This window comes from Aeromonas sp. QDB34, assembly GCF_027705405.1.
Classification (GTDB): Bacteria; Pseudomonadota; Gammaproteobacteria; order Enterobacterales; family Aeromonadaceae; genus Aeromonas; species Aeromonas hydrophila.
In genome coordinates, this window is sequence record NZ_JAPDBT010000009.1 from 164,288 (window position 1) to 183,333 (window position 19,046).

17 protein-coding genes and 2 tRNA genes are annotated in these 19,046 nt (G+C 62.4%); 8 read left to right on the forward strand and 11 right to left on the reverse strand.

Going from position 1 to position 19,046, the window contains the following annotated elements; genetic code table 11:
• Window positions 1-2: 2 nt before the first annotated feature.
• Window positions 3-2,462 carry a bifunctional aspartate kinase/homoserine dehydrogenase I gene (gene thrA / locus OKC29_RS14040; protein WP_073351087.1) on the reverse strand — a complete coding sequence of 820 codons (2,460 nt, stop codon included), beginning with the start codon at window positions 2,460-2,462 and terminating at the stop codon, window positions 3-5.
• 260 nt (window positions 2,463-2,722) lie between these two features.
• On the reverse strand, window positions 2,723-3,415 hold the full coding sequence (locus OKC29_RS14045) for a tRNA/rRNA methyltransferase (protein WP_073351089.1): 693 nt from the start codon (window positions 3,413-3,415) through the stop codon (window positions 2,723-2,725).
• Window positions 3,416-3,610: 195 nt separating this feature from the next.
• Between OKC29_RS14045 and aceK the strand changes: the two genes are divergently transcribed.
• Window positions 3,611-5,338, forward strand: coding sequence for a bifunctional isocitrate dehydrogenase kinase/phosphatase (gene aceK / locus OKC29_RS14050; RefSeq protein WP_073351091.1), 1,728 nt, complete (start codon window positions 3,611-3,613; stop codon window positions 5,336-5,338).
• Between the two features lie 115 nt (window positions 5,339-5,453).
• Here the strand turns inward: aceK and OKC29_RS14055 are convergent, their stop codons facing one another.
• Window positions 5,454-5,852, reverse strand: coding sequence for an META domain-containing protein (locus OKC29_RS14055; RefSeq protein ID WP_024943684.1), 399 nt, complete (start codon window positions 5,850-5,852; stop codon window positions 5,454-5,456).
• Between the two features lie 172 nt (window positions 5,853-6,024).
• Here OKC29_RS14055 and OKC29_RS14060 point away from each other — a divergent pair, with 172 nt between their 5' ends.
• Window positions 6,025-6,501 (forward strand): hypothetical protein, encoded by a 477-nt coding sequence (locus tag OKC29_RS14060; protein WP_024943683.1) that lies wholly within the window; start codon window positions 6,025-6,027, stop codon window positions 6,499-6,501.
• Between the two features lie 5 nt (window positions 6,502-6,506).
• On the opposite strand, the gene OKC29_RS14065 is transcribed toward OKC29_RS14060, so the two are convergent.
• Both OKC29_RS14065 and OKC29_RS14070 read right to left on the reverse strand, forming a co-directional pair.
• Window positions 6,507-6,986: a putative 4-hydroxy-4-methyl-2-oxoglutarate aldolase gene (locus OKC29_RS14065; protein ID WP_011706822.1), complete on the reverse strand. Its 480-nt coding sequence runs from the start codon at window positions 6,984-6,986 to the stop codon at window positions 6,507-6,509.
• Window positions 6,987-7,028: 42 nt separating this feature from the next.
• Window positions 7,029-7,445: a DUF3293 domain-containing protein gene (locus OKC29_RS14070; protein WP_073351093.1), complete on the reverse strand. Its 417-nt coding sequence runs from the start codon at window positions 7,443-7,445 to the stop codon at window positions 7,029-7,031.
• Between the two features lie 376 nt (window positions 7,446-7,821).
• Here OKC29_RS14070 and arcA point away from each other — a divergent pair, with 376 nt between their 5' ends.
• The gene (gene arcA / locus OKC29_RS14075; protein ID WP_011706824.1) at window positions 7,822-8,541 is read left to right on the forward strand and encodes a two-component system response regulator ArcA; all 720 of its coding nucleotides are present in this window, start codon (window positions 7,822-7,824) and stop codon (window positions 8,539-8,541) included.
• A gap of 146 nt (window positions 8,542-8,687) precedes the next feature.
• Here the strand turns inward: arcA and OKC29_RS14080 are convergent.
• Together OKC29_RS14080 and OKC29_RS14085 are read right to left on the reverse strand one after the other, a co-directional pair.
• Window positions 8,688-8,762 (reverse strand) — tRNA-Gly (locus tag OKC29_RS14080).
• 94 nt (window positions 8,763-8,856) lie between these two features.
• A tRNA-Gly gene (locus tag OKC29_RS14085) sits at window positions 8,857-8,930 on the reverse strand.
• 201 nt (window positions 8,931-9,131) lie between these two features.
• Between OKC29_RS14085 and cydD the strand changes: the two genes are divergently transcribed.
• From cydD to OKC29_RS14105, 4 genes are all read left to right on the forward strand, one after another.
• The gene (gene cydD / locus OKC29_RS14090) at window positions 9,132-10,901 is read left to right on the forward strand and encodes a heme ABC transporter permease/ATP-binding protein CydD (RefSeq protein WP_073351095.1); all 1,770 of its coding nucleotides are present in this window, start codon (window positions 9,132-9,134) and stop codon (window positions 10,899-10,901) included.
• Window positions 10,894-12,639, forward strand: a complete 1,746-nt coding sequence (gene cydC / locus OKC29_RS14095) for a heme ABC transporter ATP-binding protein/permease CydC (protein WP_073351097.1) — start codon at window positions 10,894-10,896, stop codon at window positions 12,637-12,639. The genes cydD and cydC overlap by 8 nt, the downstream gene beginning before the upstream one ends.
• Window positions 12,640-12,892: 253 nt before the next feature.
• On the forward strand, window positions 12,893-13,264 hold the full coding sequence (gene rcsF / locus OKC29_RS14100) for an Rcs stress response system protein RcsF (protein WP_010633326.1): 372 nt from the start codon (window positions 12,893-12,895) through the stop codon (window positions 13,262-13,264).
• Window positions 13,265-13,286: 22 nt separating this feature from the next.
• The gene (locus OKC29_RS14105) at window positions 13,287-13,679 is read left to right on the forward strand and encodes a DUF488 domain-containing protein (protein ID WP_005303108.1); all 393 of its coding nucleotides are present in this window, start codon (window positions 13,287-13,289) and stop codon (window positions 13,677-13,679) included.
• Window positions 13,680-13,749: 70 nt separating this feature from the next.
• On the opposite strand, the gene OKC29_RS14110 is transcribed toward OKC29_RS14105, so the two are convergent.
• Complete coding sequence (locus OKC29_RS14110; RefSeq protein ID WP_073351099.1) at window positions 13,750-14,730, reverse strand: NAD-dependent epimerase/dehydratase family protein; 981 nt, start codon at window positions 14,728-14,730, stop codon at window positions 13,750-13,752.
• 247 nt (window positions 14,731-14,977) lie between these two features.
• Here OKC29_RS14110 and tsaA point away from each other — a divergent pair, with 247 nt between their 5' ends.
• The gene (gene tsaA, locus OKC29_RS14115; protein ID WP_073351101.1) at window positions 14,978-15,685 is read left to right on the forward strand and encodes a tRNA (N6-threonylcarbamoyladenosine(37)-N6)-methyltransferase TrmO; all 708 of its coding nucleotides are present in this window, start codon (window positions 14,978-14,980) and stop codon (window positions 15,683-15,685) included.
• 64 nt (window positions 15,686-15,749) lie between these two features.
• Here the strand turns inward: tsaA and OKC29_RS14120 are convergent, their stop codons facing one another.
• From OKC29_RS14120 to OKC29_RS14130, 3 genes are read right to left on the reverse strand one after another with little or no spacing between them, the layout of a single operon-like run.
• Window positions 15,750-16,871 carry a beta-ketoacyl-ACP synthase III gene (locus OKC29_RS14120; RefSeq protein WP_073351102.1) on the reverse strand — a complete coding sequence of 374 codons (1,122 nt, stop codon included), beginning with the start codon at window positions 16,869-16,871 and terminating at the stop codon, window positions 15,750-15,752.
• Window positions 16,872-16,926: 55 nt separating this feature from the next.
• Window positions 16,927-18,090 carry a vWA domain-containing protein gene (locus tag OKC29_RS14125; protein WP_073351105.1) on the reverse strand — a complete coding sequence of 388 codons (1,164 nt, stop codon included), beginning with the start codon at window positions 18,088-18,090 and terminating at the stop codon, window positions 16,927-16,929.
• A gap of 3 nt (window positions 18,091-18,093) precedes the next feature.
• Window positions 18,094-18,936, reverse strand: coding sequence for an AAA family ATPase (locus OKC29_RS14130; RefSeq protein ID WP_073351107.1), 843 nt, complete (start codon window positions 18,934-18,936; stop codon window positions 18,094-18,096).
• Between the last annotated feature and the right edge of the window lie 110 nt (window positions 18,937-19,046).

Genomic DNA, 19,046 nt, shown 5'->3' on the forward strand with positions numbered 1-19,046 from the left:
GCTTACAACTCCTGCTTCCAGTTCTGGGTGCGCAGCACGTCGGCAAAGACGCCCGCGGCGGTCACTTCGGTACCGGCGCCATAGCCGCGCAGCACCAGCGGGATCGGCTGGTAGTAGGTAGAGAAGAAGGCGAGCGCGTTCTCCCCGTCTTTGACCTTGAACAGCGGCTCGTCGGCGCCGACCGCCTTGATGGCGACCTTGCACTTGCCACCCTCGATGGAACCCACGTAGCGCAGCACCTTGCCTTCACGCTGGGCCGCCGCGAACTGGTCGCGGAACCAGCCGTCAGCCTCCGGCAGGCGGGCCATAAAGGCTTCCACATCGCCGCTCACATCAAAGCCCGGTGGCAGTGCCTGCTCCACTTCCACATCGGAGAGCTCCAGCGCCATGCCGGCCTCGCGAGCCAGAATGAGCAGCTTGCGGGCCACGTCCATGCCGTTGAGATCGTCGCGGGGATCCGGCTCGGTAAAGCCGTTGCCACGGGCAATCTTGGTGGCGTCGGAGAAAGCCATCCCCTCATCCAGCTTGCCGAAGATAAAGGAGAGCGAACCGGACAGCACGCCGTCGAAGGCGCGCAGCTTGTCACCCGCCTTGATCAGGTTCTGCAGGTTCTCGATGACCGGCAGGCCGGCCCCCACGTTGGTCTCGTACAGGAACTTGCGACGGGTCTGACGGGCGGTGCGACGCAGCGCCTTGTAGTAATCCAGCGACCCGGTATTGGCCTTCTTGTTCGGGGTGACCACGTGGAAACCGGCGGCGAGGAAGTCGGCATACTGGACGGCAATGGCCTCGCTGGAGGTGCAATCGACGATCACCGGGTTGATGAGGTGGCTCTCTTCCACCAGCTTTTGCACCGCTTCCAGACTGAAGCTGTCACGGGCCTCCACCAGCTGTTCACGCCAGTTGGCGAGGTTCAGCCCATCCTTGTTGACCGCCATCTGGCGGCTGTTGGCGATGCCTACCACCCGCAGGCCGGTGCCCTGCTCGGCCAATACCGGCTGCTGGCGGGCAATCTGATCCACCAGGGCCGCGCCGACACCGCCGACGCCGACCACGAACAAGTCGATGAACTGCTGGCTGCCGAAGAAGTTCTGGTGGCAGGCCTTGATGGCTTCCGCCACCTTGCGATCCCGCACCACCGCAGAGATGGAACGCTCGCTCGAACCCTGGGCGATGGCGACGATGTTGATGGAGGCTTGTGCCAGCGAGGTGAAGAAGCGGGCCGCCATCCCCTTGGAGGTGCGCATGCCATCACCGATGAGGGAGATGATCGCCAGATCCTGCATGATCTCCAGCGGATCCAGCAGCTGGTTCTTGAATTCGAGCTCGAACTCGCGCTCCAGCACCTTGCGGGTCTTGTCGCAGTCATAGCTGTGGATACAGAAGCTGACGCTGTACTCGGAGGATGACTGGGTGATGAGGACGATGCTGACCCCGGCGCGGGAGACGGCGGAGAAGATGCGGCCGGCCATGCCCACCATGCCCTTCATGCCGGGGCCGGAGACGTTGAACATGCACATGCCGGAGAGATCAGAGATGGCCTTCACTTTCAGGTCATCATCCCCCTGCTCGACCCCGATGAGGGTGCCCGGCCCCTGCGGGTTGAAGCTGTTCTTGATGAGACAGGGGATGTGGAACTGGGCCACCGGCGCGATGGTTTTCGGGTGCAGTACCTTGGCACCGAAGTAGGAGAGCTCCATCGCCTCCTTGTAGGAGAGGGTTTTCAGCAGATAGGCGTCCGGCACCAGGCGCGGGTCGCAGTTGTAGCAGCCCTCGACGTCGGTCCAGATCTCGCAGCACTCGGCATCGACGCAGGCGGCCAGCACGGCGGCGGAGTAGTCAGAGCCGTTACGACCCAGCAGCACGGTCTCACCCTTGTCGCTGCCGCCGGTGAAGCCCGGCATCAGGTAGAGGCAATCGGAGCGCAGGCCCTTGGCGGCAAAACGCAGGCGGGAGGCTTCGATGTCGACGTGAGCCTCCAGATAACCGCCGTCGGTCACCAGCAGCTGTTCCGGCACTATGATGTCCAGCTCGAGGCCGCGCACCCGCAGCAGCTCGTGCATGAAGGCGATCGAGAGGTTCTCGCCCCGGCTCAGGATGCGGGCCTGCACGTTGTCTGGGCAGAGCCCCAGCAGGCGGATGCCCTGCATCAGTCGCTCCACCTGATCCAGTTCGCTGGTGAGACGAGCCTGCAGCGCCTTGTCATCCAGCGCCGGATAGGCTGCCTTCAAGCCTGCCAGCAGGCGGGAGAAGATGCCGTTGATCTCGAACAATGTGCTGCTGGCATCCATGCCGCGGCTGGTCTGCTCCACCAGCGCCACCAAGTGGTTGGTCACCTTGGCCGGTGCCGACAGCACCAGGGCAACCTGGGATTGGCCGTGGGTATTCACCGCGATATCGGCGACCCGTAAAAAACGCTCTGCATCGGCCAGTGACGACCCGCCAAACTTCAACACTCTCATCGCTTTCTCTCCCTGTGATCCTTGCAAATTTGCCCGAAAATGGTTCTGAAAATCATCCAACAAAAAGGCCCGTACTGGGTGGGTACGGGCCTTTTCTGATTTCTGTGCTTGTTCGTCAGCGCATCAACCGGCCCCAGTGCCACCTGTGGTGGTACCGGTAATAATGGTGGTGGTGATGACGTTGGTGAATAACTGCATGACGAACACTCTTGAACGAAGCTGGCTTTTAGCAATACCGCGCCGGGCGCAGGGCTGTCAACCTAAACCTCTTTGCCAAGTTTGCGGGCAAGGTCTTTGCAGAGCAGGTGAAGCATATTCAAATCCCGCTGCGGCAGCATGGGCACTCGGTCCATCACCCACTGATGCAGTTTTTCATCCTGCGAAACTCCGAGATCACCGAGAATTTCTGCTGTTTTGCTTTTAAGCACCCGAACCTGTCCGGCGTTATCAACATTTTCTGCTAGCACCTCGGGCTCATCGAGCAACTGGCTCAGCTCGTAGGCGTACAGCATGATCGCCTGCCCCAGGTTCAGGGACGGGTAGCTCACCTTGAGCGGCAGATAGCTGATGAGGTCGACCTGGGCCAGCTGCTCATTGGAGAGCCCCGACTCCTCGCAGCCAAACACGATGGCGATCTTGTCCAGCGACGGCTTGGCCTTGATCTGGTCGCGGATCTCGGCCGGCGTGAGGTAGTGCTGATAACGGCCGCGCTGGCGGGCCGTGGTAGCCACCACCAGATCCATGTCGGCCAGCGCCTCTTCCAGGGTGTCGAACGCCTGGGCCTGGGTCAGGATCTCCTGCGCACCGTGGGCCACCCAGCTCGCCTCCTCCTCTTCGTGCACCCGGCTTGCCACCAGTCGCATGGCATCAAAGCCCATGGTTTTCATGGCGCGGGCGGCAGCGCCCACGTTGGCCGGGCGGGCGGGGGCCACCAGCACAAAATAGAGTTTCATCGGGTTTTCTCCTGGGCAGGGCCGAATGCGCAAACAACAGCGGATCATCGGCAAAACAGGGGCGCAATCTACCGTTTTCACCCGAAAATTGCCACTTGAACAGACGTTTGAATGTTGCCATAGTGGCCGGGAATGTGAACAAATTGCAGCCAATCCCAGGCGCCATCGGCCCGACAGATCACAAGGAAGAGAGAGATGCAGCAGCCATTGGAACAGGCCGTCGCCGAGACGATTCTGCAACGCTTCGAGTCGTTTTACAGCCGGTTTCTCGAAATCACCCAGGGCAGCAAGAGCCGCTTCGAGAACAGCGACTGGCTGGGGGTGCAGCTCGCCGGGCGCGAGCGTATTCGCCTCTACGATCACCACGTCGGCGCCACCACGGCGCTGATCAAGCAGATGATGGGGGCGACCCTGCCGAGCCAGGCCCTGCTCAAGCAGGTGAAGGGGGCGTTCAGCGATCTGCTGCCCAAGTGCGAGAACTTCGAGGTGGCGGAGTCCTTCTTCAACTCCGTCTATCGCCGCATCTTCCGCCATCGCAACATTCGCGACGAGAACCTCTATATCCATCCGTTTCGCAGCCGGGGGGAGCATCCCGACCTGAGCGCCCTGCTGCGCATCTATCGCACCGATCTCGCCCACCTGCCGCAGACCCTGAGCCAGCTGCTGGGAGATTACAGCTTCACCCTGCCCTATGAGGACAAACAGCGGGATATTGTCGACATCCAGCGTCATCTTGCCGAGAACGGGCCGGCCATCTTGCACGATGAACCGTTCGCCATCGAGCTGCTGAAGGAGGTGTTCTACCGCAACAAGGGCGCCTATCTGGTGGGGCTGATCCGGGTCAAGGGGCAGGTTTTTCCCTTCATTCTGCCGCTGCTCAGTACCGGCCAGAGCATCTATGTGGACACCGTCATCTTCGAGCCTGAGCTAGCCTCCATCGTGTTCGGCTTCGCCCGCGCCTACTTCATGGTCTATGCCCCCGTGCCGGCGCTGTTCGTGCTGTTTCTGCGCCAGATCATGCCCCACAAGCCGGACTACGAGATCTACAACGCCATCGGCTGCCAGAAGCACGGCAAGACCGAGCTCTATCGTCACTACCAGCAGCACCTGGCCCAGAGCCGGGAGCAGTTCGTCATCGCCCCCGGCATCAAGGGGATGGTGATGAGCGTGTTTACCCTCTCCTCCTATGACGTGGTGTTCAAGGTGATCAAAGACGAGTTCACACCGCCCAAAGATGTGAGCCACGAGCAGGTGAAGGCGAAGTACCGGTTGGTAAAACAGCACGACCGGGTGGGCCGCATGGCCGATACCCAGGAGTTCACCAACTTTGAGTTTCCGCTCGATCGCATCTCGCCCGAGCTGCTGGCCGAGCTCAAGACGGTGGCCCCGTCTGCGCTCACCCTCACCGACGACAAGCTGGTGATCAAGCACCTCTACACCGAGCGCAAGATGATCCCGCTCAACCTCTATCTGGACAAGGCGGACGAGCAGCAGACCCGGCTCGCGCTGGAGGAGTATGGCAACGCCATCAAGCAGCTGGCGGCGGCCAACATCTTCCCGGGGGACATGCTGTTCAAGAACTTCGGGGTCACCCGTCACGGTCGGGTGGTGTTCTACGACTACGACGAGATCTGCTACATGACGGAGTGCAACTTCCGCCAGATCCCGCCGCCGCGCTATCCCGAGGACGAGTGGAGCGCCGAACCCTGGTATTCGGTGGCCCCCAACGACATCTTCCCCGAAGAGTTCGCCACCTTCTTGCTGCAAAAACCTCAGGTGCGCGACATCATGATGCAGCTGCACAAGGAGCTGTTCGATGCCAACTACTGGAAGATGCTGCAGAGCAACATCAAGGAGGGGGTATTCGAGGATGTCTATCCCTATCGGCGCAAGAAGCGCTTCAAGTTTCAACGGGGGGGCTAGCCTGTCCGGGAGCCCAGTTGCAAAAGGGAGTGCAAATAGCAAAAGGGACGCCGTAGCGTCCCTTTTGCGTTGGGCCGTCAGCTCGCGCTACGACAGTCCCTGACAAAACCGTCAGTTACTTGGCGGCAGGCATGGCATCGAAGGTGAGCAGCGCCGCCTTGTTGGCGTCGCTCAATACCAGCTGCTGACCGCTGATCTGGAAGCTCGCCACTTTCTCCAGCTTCTGCAGATAGAGCATCTCCTTGCCAGCCAGATCGCCCATGCACATCATGCGGGTCGAACCCATGGGGCCCAGCGCCAGCACACCGTCACCCTGCTGGGTGATGGCGCCGAAATAGCGGTTGCAGCCGCCCTTGCCCGCCACCTTGTCACCGGCGACTTGCAGGGTGAAGGTGTCGCCGCTCGCCCCTTGCAGTTGCCAGGTGGAAGCTTGCAGTTGAGTCAGCTTGGAACCAGTTGCCATGGCGCAGCCTCCCAGGGCCAATACGGCCAGCAGAGTCAGTTTTTTGTTCATGGGTTCACCTCTTGATATCAGCAAAATAGGGGAAGAAACATGGTGATGGGGGCCTGTGTATCATGAGAGCGGAGCAAATCAAAACTGTTTTATTGTGATCGGGGTTCCCTTTACTACCAGCTGGCATGTGCCATGCTTGTATTCCTGTTCCGGACCCAGGGAGGGGAAAAGAATGGTCAAATCATCCGTCATCGCACTCGTCTCATGCCTCAGCCTTACCGCCCAGGCCGCCGACTGGGATTTCCTCAAGAACGACGCCAACAGCCAGCTCTACGTCAAGAGTTACTCCGGCGTGCTGCTCGGCAATCAGACTCATCACAACGACAGTTTCGATCTCTGGCTCATCAATACCGGCTATCAGTATCCGCTGCACGATGGTGTCAGCCTCTACATGGAAGCAGGCCCGGCCATCGGTCCCAGCAGCGAGCAATCCGGCTACAACCTGAGCTCGGGGGTGCGCTATCAGCTCTCCCCCATGCTCAACATCGGCAGCCAGCTCAAACAGCTGGAAGTGAACAAACCCAGCACCCTGCTGGAGCTCAACACCAGCCTCCTGCTGACCCCGCAACTGGCCATCACCGCCAATTACGGCGTCAGCGCCTTTAGCACCGAACAATCCCTCAGCGTCGGGGTCGGCTTCAACTTCTAGCGAGATCAGATCAGCCGGGTGGCGCTCACCAGCACGCCGTTGAGATCGGCGTAGACGTAGTCACCCGGGTGTATGGTCACCCCGGCAAACGACACCACGGCATCCAGTTCCCCTTGTCCCCGCTTCTCGGTTTTAACCGGGCAGGGCGCCAATGCCTTGACCCCCAGCGCCAGTGTCGCCAGCGTGCCCACGTCGCGCACGGCGCCGTAGATCACGATGCCTTCCCAGCCCTGCTCCGCCGCCTTGATCGCCAGCTGATCGCCGAGCAGGGCGCGGCGCAGGGAACCACCGCCATCGATCACCATCACCCGCCCCTGCCCGGGCCGGTTGACCAGCTCCCGCACCAAGCTGTTGTCCTCATAACAGGAGAGAGTGACTGCCTGGCCGTGAAACAGCGCCTTGCCACCAAAATTTTGAAACAGCGGCTCCGCCACCTGCAGAGCATCGCCGTACTCGTCACAGAGATCGGGCAGTAGATCCAGCATCATAAGTCTCCTTCCATGGACATGAATTCGCTCATTCTTTCATCAAGCAGAGCCCCTGACAATCCAGTGGGATTCAATTCTGCCCAGATGGTGTGGCTCCCCCGCCAGCAACACTGGCAGCAGCCACAGCTCCCCCTGTTCCACCCAGTAGATGGCATTCTGGCCAAAGCGGGCCGCCAGTTGGATGGCCTCGCTGCGCGTGGAGGCCAGCAGCAGCGACGACTCCTTCCAGTTTTCATCCAGCGAACTGCCCCGACAAGGCCCCATCACCTGCCAACGAAGAACCGCCGCAATGGCCCGCCACAGGGCCCGCTGACGGCGGGTATTGCGACGCATTCCCAGCTGGCGGCTGGCAGGATTCCAGGCCGTCACAATGGCGTAGGCAGGCCATTTCGGCGCCGAAAAGGGTGCAATAAAGCAGATTTTTCTGTAGTTTTCCCACAAATTCATGTCAACCACATGTTACATTCCATTACATTTTATAAGGGCGAAAATGGGGGCAACCCCAAGTATCATGCTGTGAACTCAGGGTTTGACCTATATCAAACCAGAGTTAAAAAGTTGCTATCTGACGGCAAAGAGTGTTGTTATGCGCCTGTTAACTGATAAAATGCAGCCACTTTTGTAATGGACTACCTTTCCAGGCTTCTCTCGATCAGACTTATTGAGAGCCTATGTGTGGCACAGGGATGTTTGCCAACGCTGATGCCAAATTCGCGATAATCCGACCTGACATTCATACCCAGGATGACGTAATAAATTTTCAGGACCGGTCGGGTAACGCCAAAGAGTGTTAAAATTTAGATAACTAACTGATAAGAATCTGGGAATACTCATGCAAACACCACACATTCTGATCGTCGAAGACGAACTGGTCACTCGCAATACCCTGAAAAGCATCTTCGAGGCAGAGGGCTATATCGTGCTCGAAGCCAACAATGGCGACGAGATGCATCAGGCTCTGACTTCCCACACCATCAATCTGGTGATCATGGACATTAACCTGCCGGGCAAGAATGGCCTGCTGCTGGCACGCGAGCTGCGTGAGGACGACAACATCGCCCTGATGTTCCTGACCGGTCGTGACAACGAAGTGGACAAGATCCTGGGTCTGGAGATCGGTGCCGACGATTACATCACCAAGCCGTTCAACCCCCGTGAGCTGACCATCCGTGCCCGCAACCTGCTGAGCCGCACCATGAACGTGGCCGCCGGTGGCGAAGAGAAGAAACTGGTGGAGCGTTACCTGTTCAACGGCTGGGCTCTGGACATCAACAGCCGCGCCTTGGTCAGTCCGGCTGGCGACATGTTCAAGCTGCCGCGCTCCGAATTCCGCGCCATGCTGCACTTCTGCGAAAACCCGGGCCAGATCCAGACCCGCGCCGAGCTGCTCAAGAAGATGACCGGCCGTGAGCTCAAGCCCCACGACCGTACCGTGGATGTCACCATCCGCCGCATCCGCAAGCACTTCGAGAGCGTCAACGACACCCCCGAGATCATCGCCACCATCCACGGCGAAGGCTATCGCTTCTGCGGCGAGCTGGAGCAGGAGTAATCCTCCCTCTCCCCGAGTTGAAAAGGCGCCGATGGCGCCTTTTCCATTTCTGCGCCATCCAGCTTGGTCAAGCTGGCACTCTCGCCGGCATCAAAAAACAGACAACAAAAAGCCCACTCGCAGGAGTGGGCTTTTTGCATGAAGGCTGGAGCGGGCAGCGGGAATCGAACCCGCATCATCAGCTTGGAAGGCTGAGGTAATAGCCATTATACGATGCCCGCCTGGCATCAAAACTTGCTTGGTGTGATGGGGAAACCCCACGACAGACAGCCGTTTCGGCTGAGGTGACAACGGCCTTGACCGTTATCTGGAATTTGGAGCGGGTGATGGGAATCGAACCCACGTATGCAGCTTGGGAAGCTACCGTTCTACCATTGAACTACACCCGCGTCAGGGCCTCTACTATATGCATTTTGCCGCCGAGCGCAATCACCTCGATACGGTTTTTTACCGTAAATCAATCTGTTCGACCAACTAATGAGCAGCGCGACGCTTTTTCAATCAACCGTTTTCACAAGCCGGAATTTACAAGGTTGCCAAGCCTGGGGGGCGAGGATAGTCTTGCGCCACTCGACGCGAGGATGGTGGTAATGGATAAAAAAACGCAAAAACGACTCTATGGCTGGTTGCGCAATCAATCGAGCCACGGCCGGCGCTGGATCGGCCTCTCCATCGGCTTTGGCCTGGGTCAGGGCATCCTGATGGTGGCGCAGGCCTGGCTGCTGGCCACCCTGCTGCACGGTTTCATCATCGAAGGCACCACGCCGGCGCAATCCATTCCCCTCTTCATCGCCCTGCTGCTGGTCACCCTCAGCAAGGCGGTGCTGGCCTATGGCCGTGAAGTGGCCAGCTTCAAGGCCGGCAGCGCGGTGCGCCAGGCCATCCGCGAGCTGGTGCTCACCCGCCTCGGCCGATTGGGACCGGCCTACATCCAGCGTCGACCGGCCGGCAGCTGGGCCAGCCTGCTGCTGGAGCAGATTGAAAACATGCAGGATTTCTTCTCCCGCTATCTGCCGCAGATGGCGATTGCCGTGTTCATTCCGGTGGTGATCCTGGTGGCCGTGTTCCCGGTCAACTGGGCCGCCGGCCTGATCCTGCTGGGCACGGCGCCCCTCATTCCCCTCTTCATGATCCTGGTGGGGGTCGGCGCCGCCGATGCCAACCGCCGCAACTTCCAGGCGCTGGCCCGTCTCTCCGGCCACTTCCTCGATCGCTTGAAGGGGCTGCGCACTTTGCAGCTGTTCATGCGCACCCAGGCGGAAGGGGATGCCATTCGCGATGCGTCGGAAGATTTTCGCGAACGCACCATGGAGGTGCTGCGCCTTGCCTTCCTCAGCACCGCCGTGCTGGAGTTCTTCGCCGCCCTCTCGGTGGCGCTGGTGGCCGTCTACTTCGGTTTCTCCTATATCGATCACCTGAACTTCGGCCACTATGGCACCAAAGTCACCCTCTTTACCGGCCTGTTCGTGCTGTTTCTGGCTCCCGAGTTCTATGCCCCGCTGCGGGAACTGGGTGCCCACTACCACGCCAAGGCGCAGGCCATCGGCGCCGCCGAACAGCTGCTGGAGTTCCTCGAAGCCGAGGTGACGGAACCTGCCTCAGGCCATGCGCCCTTCCATGCCGACGCCCCCATCAAGGTAGAGGCCAAAGGCCTTGAAGTGCTGAGCGCCGAGGGCAAGGTGCTGGTCGGCCCCATCGACTTCACCCTGGCATCCGGCTCGCGCACCGCCCTCATCGGCATCAGCGGCGCCGGCAAGAGTTCGCTGGTCAACGCCCTGCTCGGCTTTGCCCCCTATCGCGGCGAGCTCAAGGTCAACGGCCAGGAGCTGGCCAGCCTCGACATGAGCCAGTGGCGCCGCCAACTGGGCTGGCTCTCCCAAAACCCGCAGCTGTTCCATGCCTCGCTACGCGACAACTTGTTGCTTGCCAACCCCTCCGCCAGTGACAGCGAACTGGAGGAGGCCCTGAAACGGGCTCAGGCGTGGGAGTTTGCCATGGAGAAGGGGCTCGACTATGCGGTGGGGGATCAGGCCGGCGGCCTCTCGGTCGGCCAGGCCCAGCGCCTCGCCCTGGCCCGAACCCTGCTCAAGTCCACCCAGCTGATGGTGCTGGACGAGCCGACCGCCAGCCTGGATCGCCACTCCGAGCGGGCCATCATGACTACGCTCGAACAGGCCGCGGCAGGCCAGACCCTGCTGATGATCACCCACCGCATCGACCAGCTCACCAAGATGGATCAGATCCTGGTGCTAGAGCGTGGCAAGCTGGTGGAGCAAGGCAGCTTCCAGCAACTGAGTACCGCGCAGGGGCCGTTCGCCCGCCAGCTCTCCCAACGTAACGAGGGTTCTCTCGATGACTGATCTCTTGCCGTTTCTGCGCCTCTATCGCCAGCACTGGCTGAGCCTCTCCCTCGGCCTGCTGCTGGCCCTGGTGACCCTGGTCGCCGGGATGGGACTGCTGTCACTCTCCGGCTGGTTCCTCTCCGCCGCTGCCGTGGCGGGGATGGCGGTCGCCAGTCGCGACACCTTCAACTACATGACGCCGGCTGGCGGGGTACGCTTCTTCTCCATCATCCGCACCGCCGGCCGCTGGGGTGAGCGGGTGGTGAGCCACGACGCCACCTTCCGTGTGCTGACCCGGCTGCGGGTCTGGTTCTGGCAAAAGCTCTCGCCACTCTCCACCGGCGCCCTCGCAGGCTTTCGCCAGGCGGACCTGCTCAACCGGCTGGTGGCCGACATCGACGCCATGGACCACGTCTACCTGCGGCTGGTCACCCCCATAGGAGCGGCCCTGCTCAGCAGCGCCGGCCTGGTGTTCTTCCTCTCGCTGTTTGATGCCGACCTGGCCCTGATACTGGGCGCCATCCTGCTGTTCGGCATGCTGGCCCTGCCGCTGGTGTTCTACTTCCTTGGCCGCCAGCCCGGTCGCCAGCTGATCGCCGAGAAGTCCAACCTGCGTACCCGTCTGGTGGACTATCTGGACGGTCAGGCCGAGCTGCAGATGTTTGCCGCCGCCCCCCGGGCGCGCGACGAGCTGCAGCAGGCCGAGCAGGCGCTGATCCAGGCCCAGGCCCGCATGGCCCGGGTGAGCGGGCTGGCCAACTGTTCGGTGCAACTGCTGAGCGGCTGGACCCTCACCCTGATGCTGTGGCTGGCCGGCCACGGGGTAGCAGGAGCCGCGCCGGATCCCATCACGGCGCTGATGGTGTTCGCCACCCTGGCCAGCTTCGAGGCGCTGATGCCGCTGGCTGGTGCCTTCCAGCACCTCTCCACCAGCCTCACCTCTGCCCGCCGCCTCAACGAGATCCTGCAGGAGGCCAAGGCCCCCGAGTGGGGCCACGAAGAGCGCCACGCGCCACAGGGTGCGCTGCAGATAAGCGACCTCTATTTCAGCTACCCAGGCAACCCGCAGCCGGTGCTGCGCGGCTGTACCCTGCAGTTGCAGGCCGGTGAAAAGCTGGCGCTGCTGGGCCAGACCGGCTGCGGCAAATCGACCCTGATGGGATTGCTGACCCGCGAATGGAATCCGCAGGCCGGCAAGATCCTGCTCGATGGCAAGCCGCTCACCGACTACAGCGAAGGGGCGCTGCGCGCCTCCCTCTCGGTGGTGAACCAGCGGGTGCACCTGTTTGCCGATACCCTGCGCGGCAACCTCAAGCTGGCCGCCCCCCATGCCAGTGACGAGCAGCTGGTGCAGGTGCTGACCCAGGTCGGCCTCGCCAACCTGCTGGAAGATGACAACGGCCACAGCGACAGCGGGCTCGATGCCTGGCTGGGGGATGGCGGGCGGCCGCTCTCCGGTGGCGAGCGCCGCCGCATCGGCATCGCCCGCGCCCTGCTGCACGATGCGCCGCTCTGGCTGCTGGATGAGCCGACCGAGGGGCTCGACAGCCAGACCGAGCGGGAGATCATGGATCTGCTGTTCAAGCTGGGATCGGATCGCACCCTGCTGCTCATCTCCCACCGTTTGCTGGGGCTGGAGCAGATGGACCGGATCGCCCTGATGGAAGAGGGGCAGATCCGCCTCTGCGCCCCCCATCAGACGCTGCTGGCGGACGACTACTACCGCAGCCTGCATCAGCGGCTGGCGCCGACCTGATGACCAATGAGAGAGGGGCGCCCGGTGCGCTCCTCTCTCATGACACCGGGCCAGTCATCTTTGCCGGCAGCGTGAAGCTGCACGGGCAACACACGGCCGGATCCTGGTCACACCCCGCCCATACGGCTAAAAATGGGGCTGGTCGACACCGTCGACTGGCCCCTATAATGGCCCCTTCGTTATTCCACAAGATGCCGACATGGAGCGCCTGCGCCTTGCTACTGTCCTCATCACCGACACAAGATACGAGACGATGAAACGCCTGATCCTGATGATGCCCCTGATTGCCTCCGGCTGCGCCGACTTTGCCTTCAACAGTAATCTGGACAAAGAGAACTTCGACGAGTACTTCAAGCCGGGCAGCGTTCAGATCTATGAACAGGGCCAGCTGGCCGATCTCAACTACCTCTACCTCGGCACCGTCGAAGGGGAGTCCTGCCAGAGCGATGCCAAGCAGCCGATCCCCAACGCCGGCGAGGCCCGCACTCTGGCCCGCCGCCGTGTGGCTGACATGGGCGGCAACGGCGTCACCTTCGACAAGTGCGCCGAATTCAGCGACACCCCGGGCTGCCTGAAGCAGGTGATCTGCTACGGCCAGGCGCTGAAAGTCGCCACCGAGAAATAAGCGTCAACGGTAAGGAGCCTGCATGGCACTGGCCATCGTTCGCCTCGGCACGCCCCGCCTGCCCGACGAGGGGCTGCGGATCGGCACCGTGCGCCGCCCGCCCCGCGGCGTGCCCAAAACCGAGTTTGCCAGCCAGGATTGGTACGACGTCTGGTTCCCCAATCTCGCCCCCAGCAACGACACCATGAAGCTGGGCCAGGCTGCCGAGACGCCCGCCCAGTGGAGCGCCTTCTGCAAACAGTACAAGGCCGAGCTGGCGACCCCCGCAGCCAGGCACGATCTGGCGCTGCTGGCCGCCCTCTCCCACACCACCAACCTGTCAGTGGGCTGTTACTGCGAGCAGGAGTCCCGCTGTCATCGCGCCATCCTGCGCGAGCAACTGACCGCCGCCGGCGCCGCCATGCGCGCTGAATAGCTGCGCTCACACCAGACAGAAAAGGGCATCTCTCGATGCCCTTTTACTTTGCTGCCGCACTTGCCGGCCTCTAGCGGACAAGCTGACGCAGCCGCGTCTCCTGCTCGGCGGTGATGCCGGCGGCCACCGCGGCGTCCGGCGCGCCGGCCAGCCACTCGGCCACGTCCGCCACCGTCTCCTCCAGCGGCCGAAAATTGAGGCCCTGCACGATGGCCGCCTCGGCGCTGATGCGGCCATAACCGGCATACTCGGGCTGCTCATTGGGCAACAGGGTCGGATAGCTCTGCCAGGGCTCCACCCCGGCGGCCAGCAGCGCGGGCCAGGGTGCCCATTCGGGCACGATCGGGGTCGCAGGTGCCAGCCTGGCGGCCAGGCGATCTACCCAGTCGTTCAGTGCGATACCGGGCTTGATCAGATTGAAGATGCCGCTCAATTGCTGCTCGGCGGCCCGCAGCACAAACTCGGCGCAGTCGCGCACGTCCAGATATTGCAGCCGGTCTTCCCCCTGCCCTGGCAGCAGCCAGGGGCCGCCCTGTTGCACCCGCTTCACCCACCAGGCCAGCCGACCGGTGGGATCATGGGGGCCGCACAAGACGCCTGGGCGCAAGATGCAGAGCCGCTCGCCCCAACGGGAGCGATACGTGGCCTCGCACAGCACCTTGAGGGGGCCGTAATCCTCCGGCATCTCCCCCTCGGCAATCTCGTGCAGCGGCGCCGACTCGTCCTGCCCGGGCTGGGCGAAGTCGTGATAGACGCTGATGGTGGAGATGAAGATCAACCGCTCACAGCGCCCGAGCAGGGCGGCCGACAGGCTCGCCGCCTGTTCGGGGCGATAGCAGCAAGTGTCGATAGCCAGATCCCAGCTTCCCTGGTAGCGATGCAATGGGGTCAGGTCCTGATCCCGGTCCCCCTGCAGCTGGCTGAGCTCGCGCCAGTCCGGGTGCTGGCGTCGGCCACGATTGAACAAGGTCACCTCGTGGCCCCAGTCCAGCGCCAGCGCTGTGAGATGGCGCCCCAGAAATCCGGTGCCGCCGATGATCAGCAGTTTCATCCCTGTCTCTCCTGTGCGGCGCGGCCCCTCTCCTGCGGTCACGCCGGTTGTAGCGAGCCGCCCTGCTGGCGGACACGCCTTTCACTCATCCTGCGCCCACCCTACGCAACTTGGCGGCACGATACAGCCCCGAAGCGGCCGGGATGGGAGCGGGATCACGGCAAGCAGGCAGCCACCAGCCGGCGGACAAGCCTGCGTTTTAAGGGCCGCTGTGCTACATTGCCGGGGTTTTCAGTCAGGATCCGCCATGAAGTTCGAAATCGACACCCTGGGTATCATCCGCTCTCCCTACAAGGAGAAGTTCGCCATCCCGCGCCAGCCCGGTCTGGTCAAATCGGCCCGCGCCCGCCTCGAGTTGCTGCCCCCCTACGATCAGCCGGACGTGCTGCGCGGCATCGAGCAGTTCTCCCACCTCTGGCTCAGCTTCGTGTTTCACCAGACCATGGCGCAGGGCTGGCACCCGACCGTGCGCCCGCCGCGTCTGGGCGGCAACGAGCGGGTCGGGGTGTTTGCCACCCGCTCTACCTTTCGCCCCAACCCGCTCGGCCTCTCGGTGGTCGAGTTGCACGGGGTCGGTCGTGAGCGCGGCAAACTCTGGCTCGAGCTGGGGGCGGTGGACCTGCTCGATGGCACCCCCATCGTCGACATCAAGCCCTATATCCCCTATGCCGACAGCCTGCCGGATGCCCGCGGCGGTTTCGCCCCCGATGCCCCCACCCCGCCGCTGGCGGTGAGTTTCAGCCCCGAGGCGGAGCAGCAGCTGCAACCCTGGCTCAAGGCCCACCCCGAGCTGCGCCTGCTGGTGAGCGAGGTGCTGGCCCAGGATCCCCGCCCCGCCTACAAGAAGGGCAAGCCGGATGACAAGGAGTACGGCGTTAGGCTGTTTGACTGCAACGTGCGCTTTCGCATCAGCGAGCCCAGTTGCCTGGTGCTCGCCATCGAGCAGGCCCTGTGAGCCAGCCATAAAAAAAACCACCCGCCCGGGTGGTTTTTTGTTGCTTGCCGCGGCTAGGCCCCCCTTACAAACGGGTGAGCAGCAGGCTGCCGATGGAGTAACCGGCGCCGAACGAGCAGAGCACGCCGCGCGCCCCGGCGGGAAGGTCGCCGTTGTGAAGGTGGAACGCAATGATGGAACCGGCCGAGCTGGTGTTGCCGTAGCTGTCGAGAATGACCGGCGCCTCCTGCTGGCTGGCATCGTGGCCCAGCAGCTTGCGGGCGATGAACTGGTTCATGGTGAGGTTGGCCTGATGGAGCCAGAGCCGGCTGAGGGAATCTGCTGCCCAGCCCTGCTCATTGAGCTGGCCGGCAATCTGGTCGCACACCAGCGGCAGCACCTCCTTGAACACCTTGCGCCCCTGCTGGCGAAACAGCTTGTCGTCGCCGTAGCGGGTGCGCGGGCTGAGCCGGTTCAGGAAGCCGAAGTTGTTGCGGATGTTGTTGGAGTACTGGGTCACCAGCTTGCTGGCCACCAATTGCCAGGGGTTGGCCACCTTGCAATCGGCCTCCCGCTCCAGCAGCACGGCGGTACAGGCGTCGCCGAAGATGAAGTGACTGTCCCGATCGCGGAAGTTGAGGTGCCCCGAGCAGATCTCCGGATTGACCACCAGCGCCAATCGGGCGCTGCCGGCCGCCAGCATGTCTGCCGCCGTCTTGATGCCGAAGGTGGCGGAGGAGCAGGCCACGTTCATGTCAAACGCCATGCCGCTCGCCCCCAGATAGTGCTGCAGCTCGATGGAGAGGGCCGGATAGGGGCGCGGCATGTTGGAGGCGGCGACGATGACCAGATCGATCTCGCCGGGCTCGCGACCGGCGGCGATCAGTGCCTGCTCGGCGGCGGCCACCGCCATCTCCACCATGATGGAGGGCTTGTCATCGGGCCGCTCAGGCAGCAGCGGCTGCATGATGTCGGGATCCAGCACCCCCTCCTTGCTCACCAGATAGCGGCTCTTGATGCCGGAGGCCTTCTCGATGAACTCGCTGCTCGAGTGCTGCTTGGCGGACAGCTGGCCAGCGTCGATGGCGGAGGCGTTCTCCTCGTTGTAGAGATCTACATACTGGTTGAAGGCGGCCACCAGTTCTTCATTGCTGACGGCAAAGGGAGGGGTATAGAGGCCTGAGCCACTGATCACGATAGAGGTCATCTTTGCTCCTCGCCGGGTTCACTCCCGGCTTGTTGGTCTGTTCGGGTAGAGAGGGTCACAGCTGGTCGATGGCCGCAGCCAGACCTGCCAGGGTCAGCGGGTGCATGCGCCCGCCGATCAATTCATTCATCAGCTTGATGGAGGGGTGCCAGAGCCACTCCCGGCGCGGGGTGGGGTTGATCCACACCAGCTTGGGAAAGTGCTGCTGCAGGCGGGCCAGCCACACCTGACCGGCCTCCTCGTTCCAGTATTCGACGCTGCCGCCGGGCCAGGTGATCTCGTAGGGGCCCATGGTGGCATCCCCCACCAGGATCACCTTGTAGTCGCTGCCGTAGGTGCGCAGCAGGCGCAGGGTATCGAAGCGCGCCTCGTGCCGGCGGGCGTTGTCCTGCCAGACGAAGTCGTAGAGGCAGTTGTGAAAATAGAAGTACTCCAGATGCTTGAACTCGTGGCGCAGGGCCGAGAAGAGGCGCTGCACCTCGGCCACGTGGGCATCCATGGAGCCCCCCACATCGAAGAAGACCAGCAGCTTGACCCCGTTGTGGCGCTCGGGTCTGAGCTTCACATCGAGCCAGCCCTGTCTGGCCGTGCTCTGGATGGTGTCGTCGAGATCCAGCTCGTCGGGGTTGCCCTTGCGCACCCAGTGCCTGAGCTTGCGCAGCGCCAGCTGGATGGCCCGTTGTCCCAGCGGTGAATCGTCGCTGAAGTTGCGGTAATGCCTTGCCTCCCACACCTTGACCGCCTTGCCATGCTGGCCCTCTCCCCCCATGCGCACTCCTTCCGGGTGAAAACCGCCGTGACCGAATGGGCTGCTGCCGCCGGTACCGACCCACTTGTTGCCGCCGGCGTGACGCTCCTTCTGCTCGCTTAACCGCTGGTTGACGGTCTCCAGCAGCTTGTCGAGTCCGCCGAGGGATTTGAGCAACGCCTTCTCCTCGGCGCTCAATAGCCGCTCGAACTCCTGGCGCAGCCACTCCTCGGGCAGGCTCTCCGGCAACAGGGGGATGGCGGCCAGCCCTTCGTAATACTCGGCGAAGGCGCGATCGAAGCGATCGTAATGGGCCTCGTCTTTCACCAGCAGGCAGCGGGAGAGCTGGTAGAACTCGTCCATGTCGAGGCTGACCAGCCGGGCTGCCAGCGCCGCGTGCAAGTCCAGCAGTTCGCGCAGACTGCAGGGGAGCTTGTGGCGGCGCAGGTGGGTAAAGAAGTCGATGAGCATGAGTCAGCTGCCGCGTCGGGCCAGAAAAGCGAGCTTCTCAAACAGATGCAGGTCCTGCTCGGTCTTGAGCAGGGCGCCGTAGAGGGCGGGCACCAGCTTGCCAAGCTCGCGGGCACGCATCGCCTCGGGGGCGATGTCATCGGCCAAGAGCAGCCGGATCCAGTCCAGCAGCTCCGAGGTGGAGGGCTTCTTGCGCAGCCCCTCTACCTCGCGCAGCTCGAAGAAGAGATCCATCGCCTCACCGAGCAGGCTCTCCTTGAGATCGGGATAGTGGAGCTTGACGATGGCCTGCATCTCGGCCTTGTCGGGAAAGCGAATGTAGTGGAAGAAACAGCGGCGCAGGAAGGCGTCCGGCAGCTCCTTCTCGTTGTTGGAGGTGATGATGACCACCGGCCGCTGCGGGGCCTTGACTCGCTCGCCGGTCTCGTAGACGTCGAACTCCATCCGATCCAGCTCCTGCAGCAGATCGTTGGGGAATTCGATGTCCGCCTTGTCGATTTCATCGATGAGCAGCACCGGGCGCTGGTCGGCGGTGAAGGCCTGCCACAGCTTGCCGCGGCGAATGTAGTGGCTGATATCCCCCACCCTGGGGTCGCCGAGCTGGGAGTCCCGCAGCCGGGCTACCGCATCGTACTCATAGAGCCCCTGCTGGGCCTTGGTAGTGGATTTGATGTGCCAGGCAATCAGCTCGGTACCCAGATGGCGGGCCACCGCTTCGGCCAGCTCGGTCTTGCCTGTGCCGGGTTCCCCTTTGATAAGCAAGGGTTTTTCCAGCACGATGGCGGCATTGACCGCCATCTTGAGCGATTCAGAGGCGAGATAGCGATCGCTTCCTGCAAATCCCATAACGTCCATTCCTTTGACGATGAGAGACCTTTTTAACGGACGGAAAATTATAAAGTGTCATAATAAACGGCACAAAAAAGAACAACCCAGTGATTTCACTGGGTTTTTTT

Coding starts and splice junctions, on each gene's coding strand:
- OKC29_RS14110 (WP_073351099.1), bottom strand. CDS start 14,730: ATGAAACTGCTGATCATCGGCGGCACCGGATTTCTGGGGCGCCATCTC.
- OKC29_RS14130 (WP_073351107.1), bottom strand. CDS start 18,936: ATGGGATTTGCAGGAAGCGATCGCTATCTCGCCTCTGAATCGCTCAAG.
- OKC29_RS14120 (WP_073351102.1), bottom strand. CDS start 16,871: ATGACCTCTATCGTGATCAGTGGCTCAGGCCTCTATACCCCTCCCTTT.
- cydD (WP_073351095.1), top strand. CDS start 9,132: ATGGATAAAAAAACGCAAAAACGACTCTATGGCTGGTTGCGCAATCAA.
- aceK (WP_073351091.1), top strand. CDS start 3,611: ATGCAGCAGCCATTGGAACAGGCCGTCGCCGAGACGATTCTGCAACGC.
- tsaA (WP_073351101.1), top strand. CDS start 14,978: ATGAAGTTCGAAATCGACACCCTGGGTATCATCCGCTCTCCCTACAAG.
- OKC29_RS14055 (WP_024943684.1), bottom strand. CDS start 5,852: ATGAACAAAAAACTGACTCTGCTGGCCGTATTGGCCCTGGGAGGCTGC.
- OKC29_RS14065 (WP_011706822.1), bottom strand. CDS start 6,986: ATGCTGGATCTACTGCCCGATCTCTGTGACGAGTACGGCGATGCTCTG.
- OKC29_RS14105 (WP_005303108.1), top strand. CDS start 13,287: ATGGCACTGGCCATCGTTCGCCTCGGCACGCCCCGCCTGCCCGACGAG.
- rcsF (WP_010633326.1), top strand. CDS start 12,893: ATGAAACGCCTGATCCTGATGATGCCCCTGATTGCCTCCGGCTGCGCC.
- arcA (WP_011706824.1), top strand. CDS start 7,822: ATGCAAACACCACACATTCTGATCGTCGAAGACGAACTGGTCACTCGC.
- OKC29_RS14125 (WP_073351105.1), bottom strand. CDS start 18,090: ATGCTCATCGACTTCTTTACCCACCTGCGCCGCCACAAGCTCCCCTGC.
- thrA (WP_073351087.1), bottom strand. CDS start 2,462: ATGAGAGTGTTGAAGTTTGGCGGGTCGTCACTGGCCGATGCAGAGCGT.
- OKC29_RS14060 (WP_024943683.1), top strand. CDS start 6,025: ATGGTCAAATCATCCGTCATCGCACTCGTCTCATGCCTCAGCCTTACC.
- cydC (WP_073351097.1), top strand. CDS start 10,894: ATGACTGATCTCTTGCCGTTTCTGCGCCTCTATCGCCAGCACTGGCTG.
- OKC29_RS14045 (WP_073351089.1), bottom strand. CDS start 3,415: ATGAAACTCTATTTTGTGCTGGTGGCCCCCGCCCGCCCGGCCAACGTG.